This window comes from Alcaligenes sp. Me129 (assembly GCF_050487245.1).
GTDB lineage: Bacteria > Pseudomonadota > Gammaproteobacteria > Burkholderiales > Burkholderiaceae_B > Alcaligenes > Alcaligenes phenolicus.
Window position 1 is genome coordinate 54160 of record NZ_JBKQGX010000015.1, and the last position, 18960, is coordinate 73119.

Consider the following 18960-nt stretch of genomic DNA (forward strand, 5'->3'; position numbering starts at 1 on the left):
TACCTCCTCGAAAAACAGAAGGTAGAAAAGCGGCGTTGAAAAAGCATTTAAAGCGGGCCACTGTGGCAAATCCGCAGATTGGGCTATCAGGTCCGCTTTGCTCCCAGAATGAGACGCTTGTTGAAAAAGCCCATCAGGAGGAGCGTGTCATGGCACATGCAGCAATAAGAACAGTCATGCTGGCGGCAGTAGTCAGTGCGGGTTTGGGGCAGGCACAGGCCGCACCTGCCACGCAGGCAACGCAGGAGCGCCACGCTCAGTGGATGAAAACGCTCCCGTTTGATGACACCCAGGATTTCAAGAATGCTCAGCGCGGTTTGATTTATCGCGAGCCCAGCCTGCAGATCAAAGGCGTGAACGGCAACGTGGTGTGGGATCTGGATTCCTACAAGGCCTTCATCAAGCCCGATAGCGCTGCGCCCAGCACGGTGCATCCGGGCTTGTGGCGTATGTCGCAGTTGAACCTGCTCGATGGCGTGTACAAGGTGACGGACAATATTTATCAGGTGCGCGGCTATGACTTGTCCAACATCACTTTTGTACGCGGCACAAGCGGCTGGATTGTGTTTGATGTGGGCACCTCTACCGAAACGGCCGCCGCTGCGTATGCCTTGCTGCAAAAGCATGTGCAGGCCGCCCCCATCAAGGCGATTATTTACAGCCATTCCCACATAGACCATTACGCCGGAGCCAAGGGACTGGTGGATCAGGCCGCGGTGGATTCAGGGCAGGTACAGATCATTGCGCCAGAAGGTTTTGTGGAGCATGCCATCAGCGAAGGGGTGATTGCCGGCAATGCCATGAAGCGCCGTGCGACTTATATGTACGGGGCCTTCTTGCCGCGCGGTCCGGAGCACAGCGTGGGCTCGGGGCTGGGCATGACTAATCCGCTGGGTTCCGTCTCCCTGATTGCGCCTACGCGTTCGGTGTCCAGGTCGGGTGAAAAACTGGTGGTGGATGGCGTTGAAATGGTCATGCAACTGACGCCGGGCACCGAGGCTCCGGTAGAAATGAATACCTACCTGCCGCAGTTCAAAGCCATGTGGATGGCCGAGAACACTATCAACACCATGCACAATATTCTGTCCTTGCGCGGTACACAGGTGCGGGATGCCAGGGAATGGGCCAACTACATCAATGAAACAATTGATCTGTTTGGCGATGGCACGGAGGTGAAGTTTCAGGCGCACCACTGGCCTGTGTGGGGCAAGGAGCAGGTCCACGATTACCTGATCAAGCAGCGTGATCTGTACAAGTACATTCACGATCGCAGCGTGAACCTGATGAACAAGGGCTATACCGGCGAAGAAATTGCCGAGCTGATCGAGCTGCCCGCGTCCTTGCAGAAAGACTGGGCGACGCGCGGTTATTACGGCACGCTCAAGCACAATGCGCGGGCGGTGTATCAGTACTACATGGGTTGGTACGACGGCAATCCTTCCAGCCTGGATGTCTTGCCACCCACGGCAGCGGGGGCGAAGTATGTGGAATATATAGGGCGTGATCGTCTGCTGCAAAAAGCCCAGGAAGACTTCGATCGTGGCGAATACCGTTGGGTGGCCATGGTGGTGAAGCATCTGGTCTTTGCCGATGCCAAAGATACGGAAGCGCGCCAATTGCTGGCCAATAGCTATGAGCAGCTGGGTTATCAGGCCGAATCCGGGCCGTGGCGTTCCATCTACCTGCAAGGGGCTTTGGAACTGCGCAATGGAGCGCCGGACTTGCCTGTGCCGCCGAACAATAACGCCGATATGCTGGCCGCACTGACGCCAGAGATGATGTTTGACTTGATGGCTGTGCGTCTGGACGATGAAAAGGTCAAAGACAAGGAGCTGACGGTTGCTTTTCACTTTGTGGATATAGATACGACCTACACCATCAGCATTGGCAATTCGGTGCTCAATTACAGTACGCGCCCCGGTTTGCCGGCTCAGGCCACCATGTCAGTTAGCCTGGCGGATTTCAAACTGATCCAAGGCAAGATGCTGGACTGGAAAACGGCTATGAAAACGGATCGTGCCAAGTTGCAAGGGGCGGGTCGCAAGTTCCAGGAATTTGCGGGTTTGTTTGAGGAACCCGGCTTGTGGTTCAACATCGTGACGCCTTGAGCAGGTAGTCAGGAGCACGCAGCCTGGCTGCGTGCTTGTTGCTATGTGGCGACAAGGGTTTTGGGTGGCACGAATTAAACGGTTTCCAGGCTTTATTTGCATTAATGTGCTTGCTCGGAGGTTGTCCCTGGGGCGTTTACTACACGGGACGTCTTGTGTATTGCCCACGCCTGGAGCCCAAGCTCATGTCCGCGATTTTGAAAACCCTGTTCAGTGCTGGTGTCTTGCTGGCCGCTTCGGCCAGCGCCCACGCCTATCAGACTGAGATTATCTATAACAAGAAAGGGGAAGCGGCCTTTGAACTGCGGGTCTTTGGCCCTCAGGATGGTCCCTATGGCAATATTGGGCCGTCTGCTTTTGATGTGGACGAAAATGGCCGCCGCAAGATTCGTGCGGCGCTGGAGCGCTGGGCTGAAATCCTGATTCTGCCGCCGAATTACCGTCCCGGCGTTGTCCATCTGGGCACCTTCGCGGCGCCCGGTGCCTCTGCCAGCGGCGATCCCTGGTTGATGGCGGGTGATCCGGTGGCGGTTTCCATGCTGCAGGCCGCTCTGTTCAATGCCTTGTCGCCAGAGGACTACGACAGCCCCCATGGGATTATCAATATCGGGCTGATGCCCTTTGATACGGCCCCGGTCAATCCCAGCCAATTACCCTTGACGGGTCAGGCGGACTATAACGGGGTCATTTTTCACGAGTTGGCGCATGCCCTGGGTTTGGGGAATGTGGTTGCCGACAGGAATGGGCCTGGCACAGGTACACCGCAGTTTGCTCCTTTCCTGAATCGGTGGGCGGCGGGTTTGCGGGATGACAATGGCAATCCGGCCCGCCCTGAGCAGAACATTCTGTGTACGCCTTGCAGTCATCCCTATGATGCGCAGGCCTTCGATCTGCGCAAGGATCAGGGCTACTTTACCGGCCAGCATGTGCAGGAGGTGTTGGGTGATGCCATGCCCGGCGTCCCGGTCAGCATTCTGACTTTTCATGACAATCCTGCTGCCGGTATAGACACGGATTACATGAGTCACAGCGAGTTGCGCAACAGCCTGATGAGCCATCAACGTTACCGCAATTACACCAACTTCATGGAAGCTGAAATCGCGGTGATGCAGGATCTGGGCTTGCAGATCGACCGGCGTAATTTCTATGGTTATTCGGTTTACGGGGATGACGTCACTCTGGTCAATCAGAATGGTTTCTTTGCGCGTAATGCCGAGGGTACAGCGTATCTGCCGGGGCAGTACAACACCGCGACTCAGGGCTTGGGCCTGCACATTTATGGCCAGCGCAATACGATTACCCAAGCGGCGGATTTGCTTGGCGCCGGCCCTGGCGGTATAGGCGTGCGGGTGGACGGTAGTGAAAACACACTGATTATTCCGGCCTCCACACGTATCCATGCCCAGGGTTGGGTTGGTCGTGGTCTGCAGTTCAGCTATGGTCGTAATCACACGATCGTGCAGCAGGGCGAAGTGCGTGCGGAGGGTGAGGACGGGGTGGCGGCCTTGTTTGATTTTGGCAATAACGCCAGGGGCAATCAGGATGGTTATCATGGTTCATGGCAATGGTTCTCGCCGTTGGAGAACAAGCCGCTTGGCTATGTGCCCGAGATTTTGCAGGGCGCACTCATCAAGGACTACCATTTAGCCGGGCTCTTGTCGGGCAAGAAAGCCGCTATCCAGATTTCCAGCAATGCACAGGTTGAGAATATCAACGTCATGCAAGGTGCCCGGATTCAGGGCGATATCCTGTCTGACTATTCCACTCGTCAAAGCAACGGCGAGCTGTTTGTCACCCATGTGAATTTTGGGCAGAAAGCAGGTGAGCAAGGGCGTGCCACGCTAGAGGCCGATCCTGATTTCCGCCTGCGTTATGACGGCAATATTCAGGGCGCGGACAACTTGGCCGTGGTGATTGCAGGGGGCGAAAGCTCGCTCAATGGCCAGCATCAGCTGCTCGGCCTGCGTGTGGATGCGGGTGCTACCTTAAGCGGCAATAGCAGTTACGCCATCAATCCGGAAGGTAATTTCAGTAATCACGGCACCTTGAGTCCGGGTAACTCCTTTGGTCAGATGACGATTCAAGGCGATTTTGTTCAGGCTCCTGAAGGCCGGGTATTGATCGAAGCCGACACGCGTCAGCATGACCGGATTGAAGTGCAAGGTCTGGCTCAACTGGCTGGTGAATTGAAGCTGCAATTGCAGCCTGACTGGTATGCCGATGGCTGGTCCTTGAGCCAGAACACGGTCTTTCAGGCCACACAGACCCAGGGTGGTTTTGATCTGCTGACTGCCAGCCTGAATTCGCCCAGCCTGAGCGTGCACGTGAATAACGCTGGCTGGTCGGTCAGCCGTCAGGCAACGGCTTATTCGCCCTACGCAGGCAATCCGAATGCGGGTGCCGTGGGCCGCAGTCTGGAGCAGGCTTCGACTGACAAACAGCGTCCCTTGGCCTCTGTCTACCAGGCTTTGGACTTCTCCGCAGCGGATGGCAGCGAGATTGGTGACGCACTCAATCAGTTAAGTGCTGGTGCTTATGGGGCTCAATTGGCGGCCAGCTTGCGTCGCGAGCAGTTGGTATCCGAGCAACTGCGTCAGCGCCCTGGCCTGGGCAAGGATGGCTGGCAGACTTTCATCCAGCCTTTTGGTGGCCGTTATCACTGGCAGTTAAGCAGCAATGATGTAGACCACCGCAGCCAGACTTATGGTGTCGTGTTCGGTGCGGAACATCGCGCTGCAGGCAGCGATTGGAGCTTGGGTGCCCATGCAACCGCCAATGAGCAAAGCTTGAATATAGATGCCCCTTATCAGGCCAAGAGCACGCTGACGGGGTTGGGTGCCGGTGTGCATGCCTTGTACCGTGCTGATGCTCGTGAGGGCTGGCAAGGTCTGGCGCAAGTTCGTATGGGCTTGGAACAGGGCAAATTGAACCGACGTATCGCGTTTTCTGACTATCAGGCCAATCCCAAATCTGACTGGACTGGCCATACCTTTGCAGCGGGTCTTCAGACTGCCTATAGCTGGCCCTTGGGCGAGGCAGGCAGCATAGGTCCGGTTCTGGCTTTGGACTATCTGCGTTACAGCCGCCCTGGTTTACGTGAAGAGGGGGATGCGGGTAGCCTCTTGCAGCTGGATTCGACCCGTGCCCATTCCTTGCAAGCGTCGCTGGGTCTGGCTGTCAGTCAGGTTTGGGAGTTGAAGCAGGGCCGTCGTTTACAGACCGGGGTCTCCGCTTCCTGGGAGCAGGCTTTGCTGGGCCGCAAGCAGACACAATATGCACAGTTTGAGGCTTCACCACAGACAGGTTTTGATGGTCGCTATGCGCGTGTCGATAGCCATGCGCTGGCTTTGCGGGCGGGCTTGACGCTGCAAAGCTCCGAGCGTTTGCGTTTGGGTGTGTCCGCAGGGACCCGTTTGCTGGGCAATAGCCGGGCAGATATTTCGGGGAATGTGTCGCTGAACTGGGCGTTCTAGGCGGGGTTAGCCGGGGTTTTGAAGGGCTATTTGTTAGCCATGATAATTTGATAGGGAACTGCCGGATTGATTCTGGCAGCTCCGTAAATTGGATCACGCTAGCCCCGTTGGAGGCCTTCAGGCGGCCTGACGGCTGTTCTCGAACCAGTCCCACAGTGCCTGACGCTCCGGCTCCAGTTCCACCGCCAGGCCACCCGTAAACTCACGCCATGCAGGCAGGTAGGTGTGGGCCACAACAGTCAGCACCGGGTAGCCCTGGTCGATCAAGGCCATGATCTCGTTGTTAAAGCCCTGGCCGTCCGCTTCCATGATTCCAAAGCGATTCACAATCACCAGATCAGCTGGGCTTTCCAGCGCCTGCCGCAGTACTTCGCTGGCTTCCAGCAAGGCACCAATGTCCAGGCAACAGGCGGTGGATTCCGCCCCCAGGTTCTGGGTAATGGGATACAGCGTGCCCTTGTCCAGATCCTGCACCGTGCGCAGGCTATGGTCTTCCTTCTGAATTTCCGGACCTTGCACCAGACCACAGACGCGATAGTTCTTCGCGCGCAATTCCTGCACGAATTCCAGTAGCAAGGCGTCGGCACTGCCTTTGCCTGCGTGCACGATGGCCGCAAGGGCAAGAGGCGGGGAAGTGGTGTCCATCGGGATGTGGCTCCGGGCAGTAGAAAGAGAAGGCAAGGCTCTTTGTACACGCATTTGGCCTGGGCTGGAAAGCGGAAAAACCTCTGTGCTGCTGGCCGGTGTTTGGCCTTGGTGGGTAGCAGGCTTGTTGTTTAAGGTTCAAGTCTTGAAGCCTGTCTGCTTGAAAAGCGGATGGAACTGTTGCGAAAGCCGCTTGCTGCTTTGCTATACGGGCTTGTCTGGCTATGGCGTGGTTCTGTTCCATGAGACAATTCATGCACTTTTAGTGACTGATGGGATATTCGATTGGACAAGACTTTTGTTAAGGGCCTGGTGCTCCTGGAAGCCCTGGCCAAGCACGAACGCGGTTCGGGTGTCACCGAACTGGCCAATCAATTGATGCTCAATAAAAGCAATGTGCATCGCCTGTTGCAGGCCCTGGTTCACCAGGGCTTTGCACGCAAGAATGAAGATACGGGTCGCTACGAGCTGACCATGAAGCTCTGGGAGCTGGGCTCGGGCCTGGCCAATCGTCTGGATGTGCGGGTGGAAGCCTTGTCTTTCATGAAAGAGCTGGCCGAGCAAACCCAGGAAACGGTGCATTTGTCGCTGCTGGACGGGGTCGAGGTGCTGTATATCGAAAAGATAGACAGCCCGCAGCCCGTGCGTGCCTACACCACGGTAGGCGGGCGCTCGCCTGCGCAATGTGTTGCAACCGGCAAGGCCATGCTGGCATGGGCCAGTGAAGACACCTTGAATCTGGTCAAGAACCGCCTCAAGCCTTATACGCCTCGCAGTTTGGTCAAGTTTGGTGATTTGCGCCGAGAGCTGGAGCAGGTGCGTGATCAGGGCTATGCCATTAACCGTGGCGAATGGCGTGAGCAGGTCGTGGGGGCGGCTGCGCCTATTTACGATAGTCGTGGAATGGTGGTGGCGGCTTTGGGTATTTCCGGGCCTGCGGAACGTCTGGAGGAAGCCCGGCTGGTTCAGGCCGGTAAAACCTTGATGACGGCAGCGGCACAGATCTCGCGCCGTTTGGGCTATAGCGGCCGTTAAGCTGCTACAGCCCCAGTCAGCTTGTCCGGGCTGCAAGAAGCCGCCCGGATGCAAATTGCCCCCAAAATCTGGATGCGTCTCCAGTTTTTGGGGGCAGTTCCATTCAGGAAAGAAAGTTCAAGGTTTTGCGGCTTGCCGGAAGGCCGCAATTCTTTGTTTGAGGCCGGGTGCGGAAGCAGAGCGTACCAAGGCTGTCATATCCCGATCAGCTTGTTGTGGGCAGCCCGTTAACTGATGCAGATAGGTGCGACTGGTGGCGTCCAGCAAGCCCGCAGTCTGTTGAACCTGCTCGATGACAGCAGGCCATGTATCGGGCTCTTGTATGCCGTTAATAAAACCCAGTTGCTCCGCTTTGGCAGCATCAAAAATCTGGCTTCCTGCCAGAAGTTGATGAGCCTGCTGGCCGCCGATCAGGGCAGCCAGTCTGCCTGTTCCCAGTGCCAGACCAAACTGCAATCCAGGCATGCGAAAGCGGGCATCGGCACTGGCGATACGTTGACGACAAACAGCAATCAAATCCACCCCGGCGCCGAAGTTCTGCCCATGCGCCAGGGCCAGCGTGGCGCAAGGCGTATGGGCCAGCATTTGCAGCAGGGTTTCGATGCGGATAAAGCGCAGTACCAGGTCCCCTTCGCTTTGTTGCTCGTAGTCGCTGAAGTCAAAACCGGCACTGAAATTGCGGCCCTCACCACGCAATATCAGCAGATCCGCCTGGGCCTTTTCCGCGGCCTGCACGGCCGCGATCAAGGCTTCGACCAGATCGGCCGACAAGGCATTGCGCTTGTCAGGCCGGTTCAGCGTCAGTGTCCAGACTTTGCCCGCGCAGTCCACGTTCAGGCCGGGACTGCTGCTGCAATACGGCTCTGTCATGGGGTAACTCCGTGCAAGATGCTGTCGTTATGTTCGCCCAATGCCGGGGGGGCCATACGGACGGGCAAGCCCACTCCATTGATACGCAGGGGCGAGACAAAGGTGCGCGTCTCGGTGTCTGTGCCCGGCAGGCGAATGTTTTGCACCCACTCCATGTGCTCGACCTGCGGGTCTCGCAGCACGTCGGAATAGCGGTTGATGGGACTGCAGGGTACGCCTTGGGCACGGAATTGCGTCAGCCAATGTTCGGAGTCGTGCTGCGCAAAAATGGCTTCCAGCAGTTCACGCAAGGCGTCTTGATGTTTGGCGCGCAGGGTGGTGCTGGTGAAACGCTCGTCCTCGGTCAGGTCCGGGCGTTCTACAACCTGACAGACGGAGCGCCACAGCGCATCGTTGCCCGCTGCCATGGCGAAGTAACCGCCTTTGCACTGGAACGCCTGGTAGGGGGCATTACGGGGGTGGGCGGAGCCCAGCTTGTCCGGGTCGCGACCACTGCCGAAATACTCTGAGGTTTGCAGTGCGGCGATGGCCAGGGTGGTCCCCAACATGGGCACATCGATATGTGCGCCCTGACCGGTGGCGCGGGCTTGAGGCAAGGCGGCACTGATGGCAAACGCCGCATACAAACCGGCCGCAAAGTCCGCCAGTGGAACACCGCATTTGACGGGGGCGCCACCTGCTTCGCCCGTCACGCTCATCACGCCGCTCATGGCCTGAATCGTCAGGTCAAAACCGCCTTCCTGCGAGCGGGGGCCGCTTTGTCCGTAGGCAGAAATTGAGCAGTACAGCAGTCTGGGATTCAGGGCCTTAAGGCTTTCATAATCCAGCCCCAAGCGCTGCATGACGCCGGGCCGATTGTTTTCCAGCAAGACGTCTGCATCCTGTACCAGTTGACGTGCCTTGGCTACATCTTCGGGGTTCTTCAGATCCAGCGTTACCGAGCGCTTGTTGCGGTTCAGCGAAGCAAAGTTCTCGCTATATCCTTGGTTGATGGGCGGCCAGCTACGCAAGGTGTCACCCCCTTTGGGGTGTTCGATCTTGATGACGTCGGCCCCCATATCGGCCAACAACATACCGCAGTACGGGCCTGCGGCCACATTGCAAAATTCCAGTATCCGAACCCCGTTCAGGGGCAATGTCGTATCCATGAATCAGCTCCAGAGCATGATAGGTAGATGGGGGCCGACAGGGCCTTATGCGTTCACATCAACCACGATGCGGCCGCGTACCTTGCCTTCCAGTAACTGGCCGGCTTGATCAATGGCTTGGGAAAGTGTGATGGTGCTGGCGCCGATGCGCTCCAGGGCTTCGATAGACAAATGCTTGGCCAGCAAGTCCCAGGCCGCCAGGCGCTCGGGTTTGGGGCAATGGACGCTGTCCACCCCAATCAATTGCACACCACGCAGAATGAAGGGGGCCACGGAAGCGGGGAAATCCATGCCTTGGGCCAGACCGCAAGCGGCGACTGCGCCCAGGTATTGCGTGCCTGCGCAGACATTGGCCAGGGTATGGCTGCCTACGCTGTCGATGGCTCCGGCCCAGCGCTCCTTGCCCAGTGGCTTGCCCGGTTCGCTCAAGGTGTTGCGGTCCACAATCTCGCTGGCGCCCAGCGCCTTCAGATAGCTTTCTTCCTGAGGTCGGCCTGTGCTGGCCATGACGGTGTAGCCCAGGGCATGCAGCAGGGCCACGCTGACACTGCCCACGCCACCCGCGGCACCTGTCACCAGAATCGGGCCCTTGTCAGGCGTGACGCCTTGGCGCTGCAAGGCACGCACGCACAGTGCAGCGGTATAGCCGGCGGTGCCTATCATCATGGCTTGCTGGGTGGAGAAAGCGTCGGGCAGGGGAATCAGCCAATCGCCTTTCACGCGTGCTTGCTGTGCCAGACCGCCCCAATGGACCTCACCCAAGCCCCAGCCGTTAAGCACCACTTTCTGGCCGGACTTGAAATTCGGGTCGCTGCTGTCCGTCACCGTGCCAGCAAAGTCGATGCCGGGCACCATGGGGAACTGGCGCACTACGGGGGATTTACCCGTCATGGCCAGGCCGTCTTTGAAATTCAGGGTGGAGTAGTCGATGCGGACGGTAACCTGGCCTTCGGGCAGGGCGGACTCGTCCAGGGATTGCAGGCTGGCTTTGTATTGGCCGTCGGTTTTGTCGATGACGATGGCAGAGAACATGAGTGAATTCCTTCGATCAGTTAAGGGTTTGTGTTCTGATATTTGGAACAGCGTTCTTCAAATTGACATGGAAAAGCAGTGTTTTCATTTTATCCAGAAGCTCGTTGCGGTCAAGCCCAATGCGACCAGATGATCGAACTGGGGAAATCCCGAAGGGGTTTAATAGTTGACACCTGAAATCAAATATCCCACTATTTGAACCGTTGTCCTAAGTTGCTTGTGTTGTTGCTGTCTGTTGTATTCAAGCCGTTCTCACGGCATTTTTAATATCAAAAACAAGAACAGCGTTCTATATATTGGAACACCAAGAGAGAAAAACTCTCACACAGGAGGCAAGGATCATGTTCAGTTCTTTTTTTTCGCGCACAGGGTTTCTACGCACAGTGCTGGTCTCGGGACTGGCGGCAGTCAGCAGCTTTTCTGCCCCGGCGGCCATCGCGGCCGATACCTATCCCAGCCGTGAAGTGACCTTTGTGGTTCCCTATCCCCCAGGCGGTAACAGCGACAATCTGGCGCGTCTGTTTGCCGACCGTCTGCGCGTCAAGCTTGGCGTTCCCATCGTGATTGAAAACCGGCCCGGCGGCACCACCTCGCTGGGCACGTCGATCGTCGGTCGCGCCAAACCTGATGGCTACACCTTGTTGCTGGCCACCAGCACCGCCTTTACCGTGCTGCCCTATATACGCGACGTGCCTTATGACCCGATCAAGGGCTTTGATTTTGTAGGCAGTCTGGCCGGTTACCTGCCCATCATGACGGTGCGCAATGATTTGCCCGTCTCCAATCTGAAAGAGTTTGTCGAGCTGGCCCGTAAGGAGCCCGGCACCTTGACCTATGGTTCGGCAGGTATTGCGTCTGGCGGCCACCTGGCTGGAGAGATTCTGGAAAACGCCGAGAAACTGGACTTGCTGCATGTGCCGTTCAAAGGCTCGGCAGACACCATGACGGCTTTGATGGGCAATCACATCGATTTCTTTATTGATGGAGTCGGGCTGGAGCTGGTGAAAAGCGGCAAGGCCAAAGCCCTGGTGACCTATGCCAGCGTGCGTCATCCCGAACTGCCGGATGTGCCCACACCGAAAGAAGCCGGTTTTGATCTGGCCCTGCCTTTTGAAGGGTTCTGGGGGCTGGCGGTGCCGGCTGGCACCCCTGACGATGTCATGAAGAAGCTGGCCAAGGCTACCGAAGAAATTCTGGCCGAGCCGCAGACTCAAGAGCGTTTCCACCGCATCAGTGTCAGTGCCAGCTGGAAAGACGGCGATGCGTATGCCAAGGATCTGGAGCAGAGTCGGGCTTATTACAGCGAGCTGCTCAAGACCATCAAGATGAGCGATGACTAAACGCTCACAGAAACACCAACAGGAGACAAACGTGATGGAAACCGTCACTTGCGCCAGCACGCTGGACGCTTTGCTGGACCCGGCATCCATAGCTTTGGTCGGCGCCTCGGAAGATCAGTCCAAGTTTGGCGGGCGACTGTTCCGTATGCTGCTCAAGCACGGTTATGGCGGCAAGGTCCTGCCTATCAATCCCAGCCGCAGCAGTTTGTTTGGTTTGCCCGCTGTGCCCGGTCTGGCTGCACTGGATAGCGCTCCGGATCTGGCCGTGTTTACGGTGGGGGCCGATACCGTTCTGGAACAGGCGCAGATTGCGGCCCAAATGGGGGTACGCGGTTTGCTGGTGATCTCCGCAGGCTTTGCTGATGCAGGCGAGCGCGGGCTGGAGCGCGAGCAGGCCTTGCTGCGTATCTGTCGTGACTCGGGCATGCGACTGATCGGCCCCAATTGCCTGGGCATGATCAGCCCCAGCCGCAGTCTGGTGCTGTGCTCTTCGCCGGTGCTGGACAGAGACAGCCTGCCGGAACGGCCTATTGGTTTTGTCAGCCAAAGCGGTGCCTTGATGACTACCTATTTTGATCGGGCCTGGGCGATGGGCGGTGGCTTTACCTACGGTTTTTCGGTGGGTAATCAGGCTGACCTGGATCTGTGCGACTTTGTGGATTTCCTGATTGATGATCCCAAGACGCAAGTGATCTGTACTTATATAGAGGGCATTAAAGATACCCAGGCTTTGCGTCGCGCAGCTCGTCGGGCGCAGGCCGCGGGCAAGCCCTGGCTGGCCGTCAAGGCAGGGCGCTCCAGTGCGGGCAAGGCGGCCGCCTTTTCGCATACCGCCAGCGTAGCGGGCGACCATGATGTGTTTGCCAGTGTCTGTCGCGATGAAGGCATCAGCCTGATGGACGATATGGGGGCCATGCTCTTGCTGGCAAACAGCATGGTGCGCTTTACCTGCAACAAGATCTCCAAAGTCGCGATTGTGACGCCTTCGGGTGGCGGTGGGGCCTTGGCTGCAGATGCTTTGGCTGAGCATGGCGTGGAACTGTCCAGTTTTTCCGCTACTACCAAGCAGGCTCTGGCTGCCCACTACCCGGCAGGGCAGGCGGATAACCCGGTTGATCTGGGAGCGCGTCTGACGCAGGACTCCACAGAAGTGGCCCGCGCTACTTTGGATGCCTTGATGCAGGATCAGCAAAGTGACGCGGTATTGATCACGGCTTCCATGTGTCCGCAGGAGTGGATGGCGGCCCTGATTGAAAAAATCATCCACCCCGAACCGCACTGGGCCAAGCCCGTGATGGTGGCGTTTGATGCGGGCGCAACATCCGAGCCTTTGCGGCAGAAACTGGCCCAGCATGGCCATGCGTATGCCAGCTCCAGCCTGGAAGCAGCGCTGGCCTTGTCCGCCTGGAAGCGTCACGCTCGGTTCGTGCCGCGCCAGCAAGCCTTGCGTCCCAGTGCCTGCCAAGCGCCCACGGTCATGCCGCGCGGTGTTTTGAATGAAGATCAGTCCAAACGTCTGCTGGCGCATTACGGCCTGCCCGTGAATCTGGGCCAGGTGTGCGAGGACGTGGAACAGGCTGTGGTGCTGGCCGAACAGATTGGCTATCCGGTGGTGATGAAGATTGTGTCTCCCGACATCGTCCATAAAACCGAAGCGGGTGGGGTGGCGCTGGATGTGGCCGACGACGCCAGCTTGCGACGCGATTTTGCCCGGCTCTACGCCAATGCCAAAGCCTATAAAGCAGATGCCCGTCTGGAAGGCGTTTTGGTACAGGCCATGGCCAAAGGGGATGTGGAACTGCTGATCGGGGCACGTCAGGATGCGCAGTTTGGCCCGGTCGTGGTGTTTGGTGCAGGCGGCATTCTGGTGGAAATGCTGTCGGACCGGGTGATTGCCGCGGCCCCTTTAACCCTGGCTGATGCAGATCGACTTTTATCTACCTTGATGATCGACAAGCTGCTGAAGGGGTACCGGGGACGCATGCTGGATCGTGACGGTGTGCTCGATGCGATTGTGCGTGTCAGCTTCCTGGCCCACGACTTGCGCGACACCAACTTTGAATTGGATATCAACCCCTTGATCGTGGCGGCTACCCGCTGTCACGCCGTCGATGCCCGCCTGTCCATAGGCGAATAAAACCAAAACCTATTCTTTGAAAAATACCCAGGAGGAGTAAACCATGTCGGATTATCAGTGCATTCTTGTAGAAAACCATGATGACGGTGTTTCCATCTTCACGATCAACCGTCCTGATCGCCGCAATGCCTTGAGCGCTACCGTGGTCAAGGAACTGCAGCAGGCGTTTCTGGCCTTTGACGAAGACCCCACACGCCGCGTAGCCGTGCTGACCGGGGCAGGCAATGATGCTTTTTCTGCCGGGGCGGATATTAATGAGTGGCCCGAGTTGTGGCGCGCCATTCCCACGGTAGGCTTTGAAACCGACAAGCCCATTATTGCGGCCGTCAGCGGTTGGTGCGTGGGGGGAGCCCTGGTGATGGCCATGATGACGGACTTGCTGGTAGCGTCCGAGAGTGCCAAGTTTTCTTACCCTGAAGCCAAGCTGGGCTTTACTGGCGGCATCATCTCGGGCCTGGCCTCGCGCATTCCGCATCATGCCGCCATGGAAGTGATCTTGTTGTGCCGCACGCTGGAAGCCCGCCGTGCTTACGATCTGGGTTTTGCCAATGAGGTGGTACCGGTAGGCGAGCAAGTCCAGGCTGCTGTGCGTATGGCGCAGGACTTGGCCAAGATGTCGCCGCGTGTTTTGCAAACCTTGAAGCGCTTTATCAATAATGAAGTGCTGACGCGCGGCCCGTCCGAGCAGATGGCGCGCACCATGCGGCAACTGAAAGCGATCGAGGATAGTTATGATGCCAAGGAAGGGATGAACGCGTTCAAAGAAAAACGTGCCCCGGTGTATCTGAACAAATAAGAACTGATTCACGAATTGGGCCGCAAGGCCCAGTCAACTATGGAGACATCCCCTTATGCACCCCCGTTTTGAGCGTTTTATTCAAGGGATGAATGAATTGACCGGCCGCCCGGCTGTCGCCGAGGCGGATATCCTGCGTGATGGCCGTGTCCTGCTGGGCGAACTGGTGGCCCAGGACGATTGGCTGGCCCCGGAGTACACCCAGCCCCATCCCCAGTTTTATCAGCAGTACTTGCTGTATTGCTGTCCGCAGGAACGCTTTTCCGTGGTCAGCTTTGTGTGGGGGCCCGGCCAGCAAACCCCTATCCACGACCACACCGTGTGGGGCTTGATTGGTATGTTGCGTGGCGCGGAACGCTCCCGACCTTTTGACCGTGATCCCGATACCGGCCATATGACAGAACAAGACACACAGACTCTGGAACCAGGCGTGGTGGAAGTGGTGTCACCCACGGTGGGTGATATACACGAGGTCTCCAATATGTATGACGACCAGGTGTCCATCAGCATTCACGTTTATGGTGCGGATATCGGCAAGGTACGCCGTCACGTCTTCGACCCGCAGACCGGGCAGGCCAAGGAGTTTGTCTCCGGCTATGCCAACCGTCCGGCTGTTGCGTGAGTCAAGTGGTGTTGTTGGGCAGGTGCCCAATACGGGCGCCAATAATCATTTCCTGAATCCAGCGATAAAGCAGCACGGAGTAATCACGCTGGGCGACTTTCTCGTCCAGCGCGTGGTTGCTGCCTTCCAGCACTCGATGTGTCAGGGAATGAGCCTGGCTGAAGGCTTGGCGATACGTTAGCAAGGTCTGGCGGGGAATCAGCTCATCGTATTCCGCTTCAAACAGCAGAACATCTCCCGTGAATTTGGAGCAGGCCTGCAAGGCGCGGTTCTCTTGCGGAGAATGAGTATGCAGACGGTAGTCCTGCAGCAACTCTCGGTTGAGCTGATCCTTTGGAGACAGCCAGTCGTCGTCCGGGTACAAGGCAGGAGCCAGCAAGCTGAGCCAGCGTACCGATCGAAATTCACTTAACAGGCAGGCCAGATAGGCGCCATAACTGTGCCCCACAATGGCGATGGAGCTGGAGTCCACCATAGGGTGGCTGCTCAAGGTGTCAAAGGCCGCGCAGATGTCCTGAAAGTTCTGTTCTCGGGTGACTTTCTCGCGCTCGTGCTGATTGGCATTGTGCCCGGCAAGATCAAAGGTCAGGCAAATGCAGCCCATACCGGCAATGGTGTGGGCGCGTTTCAGGTCAAAGTGCTGGCTGCCGCCCCAACCGTGCACGAACAAAATGCCAGGGACAGGGGATTGGGGGACTAGCAGGCGTGCATCCAGGTGCTGATGGGGCACTTTGATGGTGGTGTTGAAAATTTCCGTACTCATGATGGCAGTGGGCCGCCGAAGCGGGCAAGATAAGCCTCGTCTTCTTGGTCGAGGCTGTAAAGATGAGGGGAGTTTTTCACCAGGCTGGCATCGTCCAGATAGCGCTCGCGTGTCCATGCGTGGGTATGTTGGAGCTCAGGGTGGCGTTGCAGGGTGCGGATGGCCAGAATCTCTGCAATGGACGCTCCGCCGAAACGCCAGGAATGTTCCAGTACGGCTGCCTTGTAGTGGCCACGCGCATTTTTACCGACGATGAGGTCATAGTTGCGACGTGAGGCATACAGTTCAGGAAAGGCCTGCCTGATGTTTTTTTCGTAGCTTATGGTCAGCTCAAGCAGATGCTCAATGCGCTTCATGCCCGAGAGCTGCAGCAACTGCTGAAACCCGCCGCGAACCAGTAGCAAGCTGGAGCCGCCATATACGGACTCGTGCTGCAGGTTGGTGGTCTGGTGCTGCTGGCCGATATAGGAAAAAAGATGCTCGCCCACCTGGGTCTGGCCGATGCTGAAGGTCTCGCCATCGAGCAGGTTCTCCTCCAGTACCAGACCCTGTTCCAGTTGACTCTGCCACGGCGGCAGGTTCAAGAGCTCTTCCAGCTCTTGACGGCTGTAGATCACCTTCTGGCCTTTGCCTGCATTAGCACTGGCCAGTTTGGCCCGTATGCCGGTCTGGCCTGCTTCATCCAGAAGGCTCATTGTGCGTAGCGCGTCGTTTCTTGAAAAGACGCTGTAGCCTGGCAAGACCGTGTGCCGTAACGCCAGGCCCAGCTCATTGTTCCAGCCTTCCGGGCGATCCATATCGTCATGGGGAAGGGGATGGGCGACGGTTTTATGGGCCAGAAAGTCATATGGCACTACACCCCCATACAGTTGGGAGGCCTGTTCGATACCCAGTTGTCGCGCCTGCTCCAGGCTCAAGGTCTGCAGGGGGAGGTAGTAAGTGTTTCCGGAGCTGGGCTTTAGCTGGTCTTCATAGTCAATATGGACTCGAGGCAGATCCAGGAATTGCGCCAGTTCCCTGGCCATGAATTCCAGACTTTGGAGCGCGCCCTTGTTGCAGCCCTTGCTGGGCAGGCTGATTTGCAAGGAGGTCTTGGGCGTAGAGGTAAGTATCTTGCTCATGGGGCCATCCTTTTAAGTAAAGAGAGTGCGGCCAGTGTCAGCGAGTCATGGCGCAACCGTTTTGGCGCCTGAGGGCGTTCGCTGTGCCAGCTCGGAGAAAAAGCGCGTCTCCAGCAGACTGGTTTGCAAAAGTGTCAGCAGGTCAGAGGGGTGTGGCAAGGAAAGCTGGGCCGCGCTGGCTGGCTCCTGAGGACCGATGCGTATGCTCAGCCCGCCTTTCTGGTTCACAAACTCAAAGGCGGCCTCATCGGTCAAGTCGTCGCCAATCATGACGGGCTTGCGGTCGGCGAACGCGGGCAGGCGTTGGGCCCGGGCCAGGGCTTGGCCTTTGTCAAAGCCGCTCATGCGCAGTTCGATGACACAATGTCCACGGATCAGATCAAAGCCGGGATATTCCGAGCACAGCACGTGCAGTTCTGTGGCCAAGGCCTCGCCAACTTCAGGGCGTTGCCGAAAGTGCACAGCCACACCGTGCGATTTGCGCTCCATCCAAACCAGTGAGTAGGGGTGGATCAGGGCGGCGACAGAGCGGGACAGGCTGTGGTGCTCAGCCGGGTTGATCGGGATGTTCCAGCATTCCTGACCCTCGGCGTCATACATGGCTGCGCCGTGGCTGCTGATCATGGCAAGCGGAAGCTTGGTGCAGGCGATATGCAGGCTGTCATGGTCGCGGCCTGAAACCAGTGCCACCGCGCCGTCGCAGGCGGCGTGCAGATTCAGCAGCAGGCCGGCGGTGGACGGGGGAAGAAATACCTGGTCAGGCCGCGCAGCCAAGGGGACCAGGGTACCGTCCAGATCCAGAAACAAGGCGGTCTGATCCAAATGCAGAGCGTTATTCATATCAGCTTCCTGGGTAACCCGTGATGGGGAGCACGGTGCCGGTGATGTAGCTGGCGGTGATCGGGCTGGCCAGGTAGACATAGGCAGGCGCCAGTTCTTCCGGCTGGGCGGGGCGGCCAAAGGCCGTATCGGCACCAAACTCGGGGATTTTTTCGGCCGGGGAGTCGGCGGGGTTCAAGGGGGTCCAGACGGGTCCGGGAGCGACCGCGTTTACACGTATACCTTTGGGCGCCAGGTTGGCCGCCAGGGAGTACGTGAAGGCAATAATGGCGCCCTTGGTGCTGGAGTAGTCCAGCAGATGAGCGGCCCCGCGCAAGGCTGTGACCGAGCTGGTATTGACGATGGCATCGCCCGCGTGAAGGTGCGGCAGGCAGGCCTGGGCCATGTAGATATAGCCATAGATATTGGTGTGGAAGGTTTCATTGAGTCGCTCCGGGGTCAGGTCCAGCAAGGATTGGGCATGTTCCTGAAAGCCGGCATTGTTGACCAGAATATTCAGGTGACCGAAGTGGTCCAGTACCTGCTCAATCGCTTGTCGGCAAAATTCAGGGTCTTTCACATCGCCGCGCAGTGTCAGGCATTGGCGGCCTTCGGCCTCGACGGCCAGACGAGTGCGTCCGGCATCTTCATCCTCGTGCAAATACACAATCGCTACATCGGCACCTTCTCGGGCATAGAGCACGGCAACGGCTCGACCTATGCCCGAGTCACCCCCAGTAATCACGGCGACTTTTCCTTCCAGCTTGCCGCTGCCCTTGTAGCTGGAGGCTTCGTAGCGGGGGGCCGGGTCCAGGTCACTTTCACACCCAGGCTTTTCCAGGTGTTGTTGCGGCAGGGGGGGAGTGGGGTAGTCGCTGCCTGGGTGGCTCTTATCGTGCGTGACGGGCTCGTTCTGGCCGACCCCGTTCTTGTCTTTCTGGTCCTGCTGTTCTTGCAGGTGACGTTGCTCTTTCACTGTTTGACGCGTTGTCATGACGGCTCCTGAAATAGACAAAGAATGGGACAGGGCGCGGCGGCCCTGGTGGGTGCG

At 57.8% G+C, this 18960-nt stretch carries 15 protein-coding genes; 7 read left to right on the plus strand and 8 right to left on the minus strand.

The genetic code is table 11. From position 1 onward, the window contains the following. The first annotated feature begins 149 nt into the window (after positions 1 to 149). The gene (locus ACLPGZ_RS14945) at positions 150 to 2108 is read left to right on the plus strand and encodes an alkyl/aryl-sulfatase (RefSeq protein WP_429641609.1); all 1959 of its coding nucleotides are present in this window, start codon (positions 150 to 152) and stop codon (positions 2106 to 2108) included. A gap of 185 nt (positions 2109 to 2293) precedes the next feature. Next, on the plus strand, positions 2294 to 5581 hold the full coding sequence (locus tag ACLPGZ_RS14950; protein ID WP_060186689.1) for an autotransporter outer membrane beta-barrel domain-containing protein: 3288 nt from the start codon (positions 2294 to 2296) through the stop codon (positions 5579 to 5581). A 117-nt stretch (positions 5582 to 5698) separates the two neighbouring features. On the opposite strand, the gene ACLPGZ_RS14955 is transcribed toward ACLPGZ_RS14950, so the two are convergent. Then, complete coding sequence (locus ACLPGZ_RS14955) at positions 5699 to 6226, minus strand: DUF2478 domain-containing protein (RefSeq protein ID WP_060186690.1); 528 nt, start codon at positions 6224 to 6226, stop codon at positions 5699 to 5701. 285 nt (positions 6227 to 6511) lie between these two features. On the opposite strand from ACLPGZ_RS14955, the gene ACLPGZ_RS14960 reads away from it, so the two are divergent. Beyond that, positions 6512 to 7261 carry an IclR family transcriptional regulator gene (locus tag ACLPGZ_RS14960; protein ID WP_035273436.1) on the plus strand — a complete coding sequence of 250 codons (750 nt, stop codon included), beginning with the start codon at positions 6512 to 6514 and terminating at the stop codon, positions 7259 to 7261. A gap of 117 nt (positions 7262 to 7378) precedes the next feature. Here the strand turns inward: ACLPGZ_RS14960 and ACLPGZ_RS14965 are convergent, their stop codons facing one another. The 3 genes from ACLPGZ_RS14965 to acuI are packed head-to-tail and all read right to left on the minus strand — an operon-like array spanning position 7379 to position 10311. Next, a complete protein-coding gene (locus ACLPGZ_RS14965) occupies positions 7379 to 8131 on the minus strand; it encodes an enoyl-CoA hydratase/isomerase family protein (RefSeq protein ID WP_060186691.1) in 753 nt (250 codons plus the stop codon). Next, a complete protein-coding gene (locus ACLPGZ_RS14970) occupies positions 8128 to 9279 on the minus strand; it encodes a CaiB/BaiF CoA transferase family protein (RefSeq protein WP_060186692.1) in 1152 nt (383 codons plus the stop codon). The genes ACLPGZ_RS14965 and ACLPGZ_RS14970 overlap by 4 nt, the downstream gene beginning before the upstream one ends. A gap of 45 nt (positions 9280 to 9324) precedes the next feature. Next, a complete protein-coding gene (acuI, locus tag ACLPGZ_RS14975; RefSeq protein ID WP_035273442.1) occupies positions 9325 to 10311 on the minus strand; it encodes an acrylyl-CoA reductase (NADPH) in 987 nt (328 codons plus the stop codon). A gap of 341 nt (positions 10312 to 10652) precedes the next feature. Here acuI and ACLPGZ_RS14980 point away from each other — a divergent pair, with 341 nt between their 5' ends. The 4 genes from ACLPGZ_RS14980 to ACLPGZ_RS14995 are packed head-to-tail and all read left to right on the plus strand — an operon-like array spanning position 10653 to position 15206. Beyond that, entirely contained in the window at positions 10653 to 11651 is a 999-nt protein-coding gene (locus ACLPGZ_RS14980; RefSeq protein WP_051316466.1) for a Bug family tripartite tricarboxylate transporter substrate binding protein, read from the plus strand. A 34-nt stretch (positions 11652 to 11685) separates the two neighbouring features. Then, positions 11686 to 13788, plus strand: a complete 2103-nt coding sequence (locus ACLPGZ_RS14985) for an acetate--CoA ligase family protein (RefSeq protein WP_429641611.1) — start codon at positions 11686 to 11688, stop codon at positions 13786 to 13788. 43 nt (positions 13789 to 13831) lie between these two features. Then, positions 13832 to 14584 carry an enoyl-CoA hydratase/isomerase family protein gene (locus ACLPGZ_RS14990; protein WP_035273445.1) on the plus strand — a complete coding sequence of 251 codons (753 nt, stop codon included), beginning with the start codon at positions 13832 to 13834 and terminating at the stop codon, positions 14582 to 14584. 55 nt (positions 14585 to 14639) lie between these two features. Then, a complete protein-coding gene (locus ACLPGZ_RS14995) occupies positions 14640 to 15206 on the plus strand; it encodes a cysteine dioxygenase family protein (protein ID WP_429641613.1) in 567 nt (188 codons plus the stop codon). Position 15207: 1 nt separating this feature from the next. On the opposite strand, the gene ACLPGZ_RS15000 is transcribed toward ACLPGZ_RS14995, so the two are convergent. From ACLPGZ_RS15000 to ACLPGZ_RS15015, 4 genes are read right to left on the minus strand one after another with little or no spacing between them, the layout of a single operon-like run. Continuing rightward, complete coding sequence (locus tag ACLPGZ_RS15000) at positions 15208 to 15969, minus strand: alpha/beta hydrolase family protein (RefSeq protein WP_035273449.1); 762 nt, start codon at positions 15967 to 15969, stop codon at positions 15208 to 15210. Then, positions 15966 to 17090 (minus strand): DUF3182 family protein, encoded by a 1125-nt coding sequence (locus ACLPGZ_RS15005; protein ID WP_429641615.1) that lies wholly within the window; start codon positions 17088 to 17090, stop codon positions 15966 to 15968. Before ACLPGZ_RS15005 ends, ACLPGZ_RS15000 begins: the two co-directional genes overlap by 4 nt. Before the next feature lie 45 nt (positions 17091 to 17135). Next, positions 17136 to 17930 carry a trehalose-phosphatase gene (otsB, locus tag ACLPGZ_RS15010; protein ID WP_022983322.1) on the minus strand — a complete coding sequence of 265 codons (795 nt, stop codon included), beginning with the start codon at positions 17928 to 17930 and terminating at the stop codon, positions 17136 to 17138. Between the two features lies 1 nt (position 17931). Further along, complete coding sequence (locus ACLPGZ_RS15015) at positions 17932 to 18903, minus strand: SDR family oxidoreductase (RefSeq protein WP_088452160.1); 972 nt, start codon at positions 18901 to 18903, stop codon at positions 17932 to 17934. Positions 18904 to 18960 lie beyond the last annotated feature (57 nt).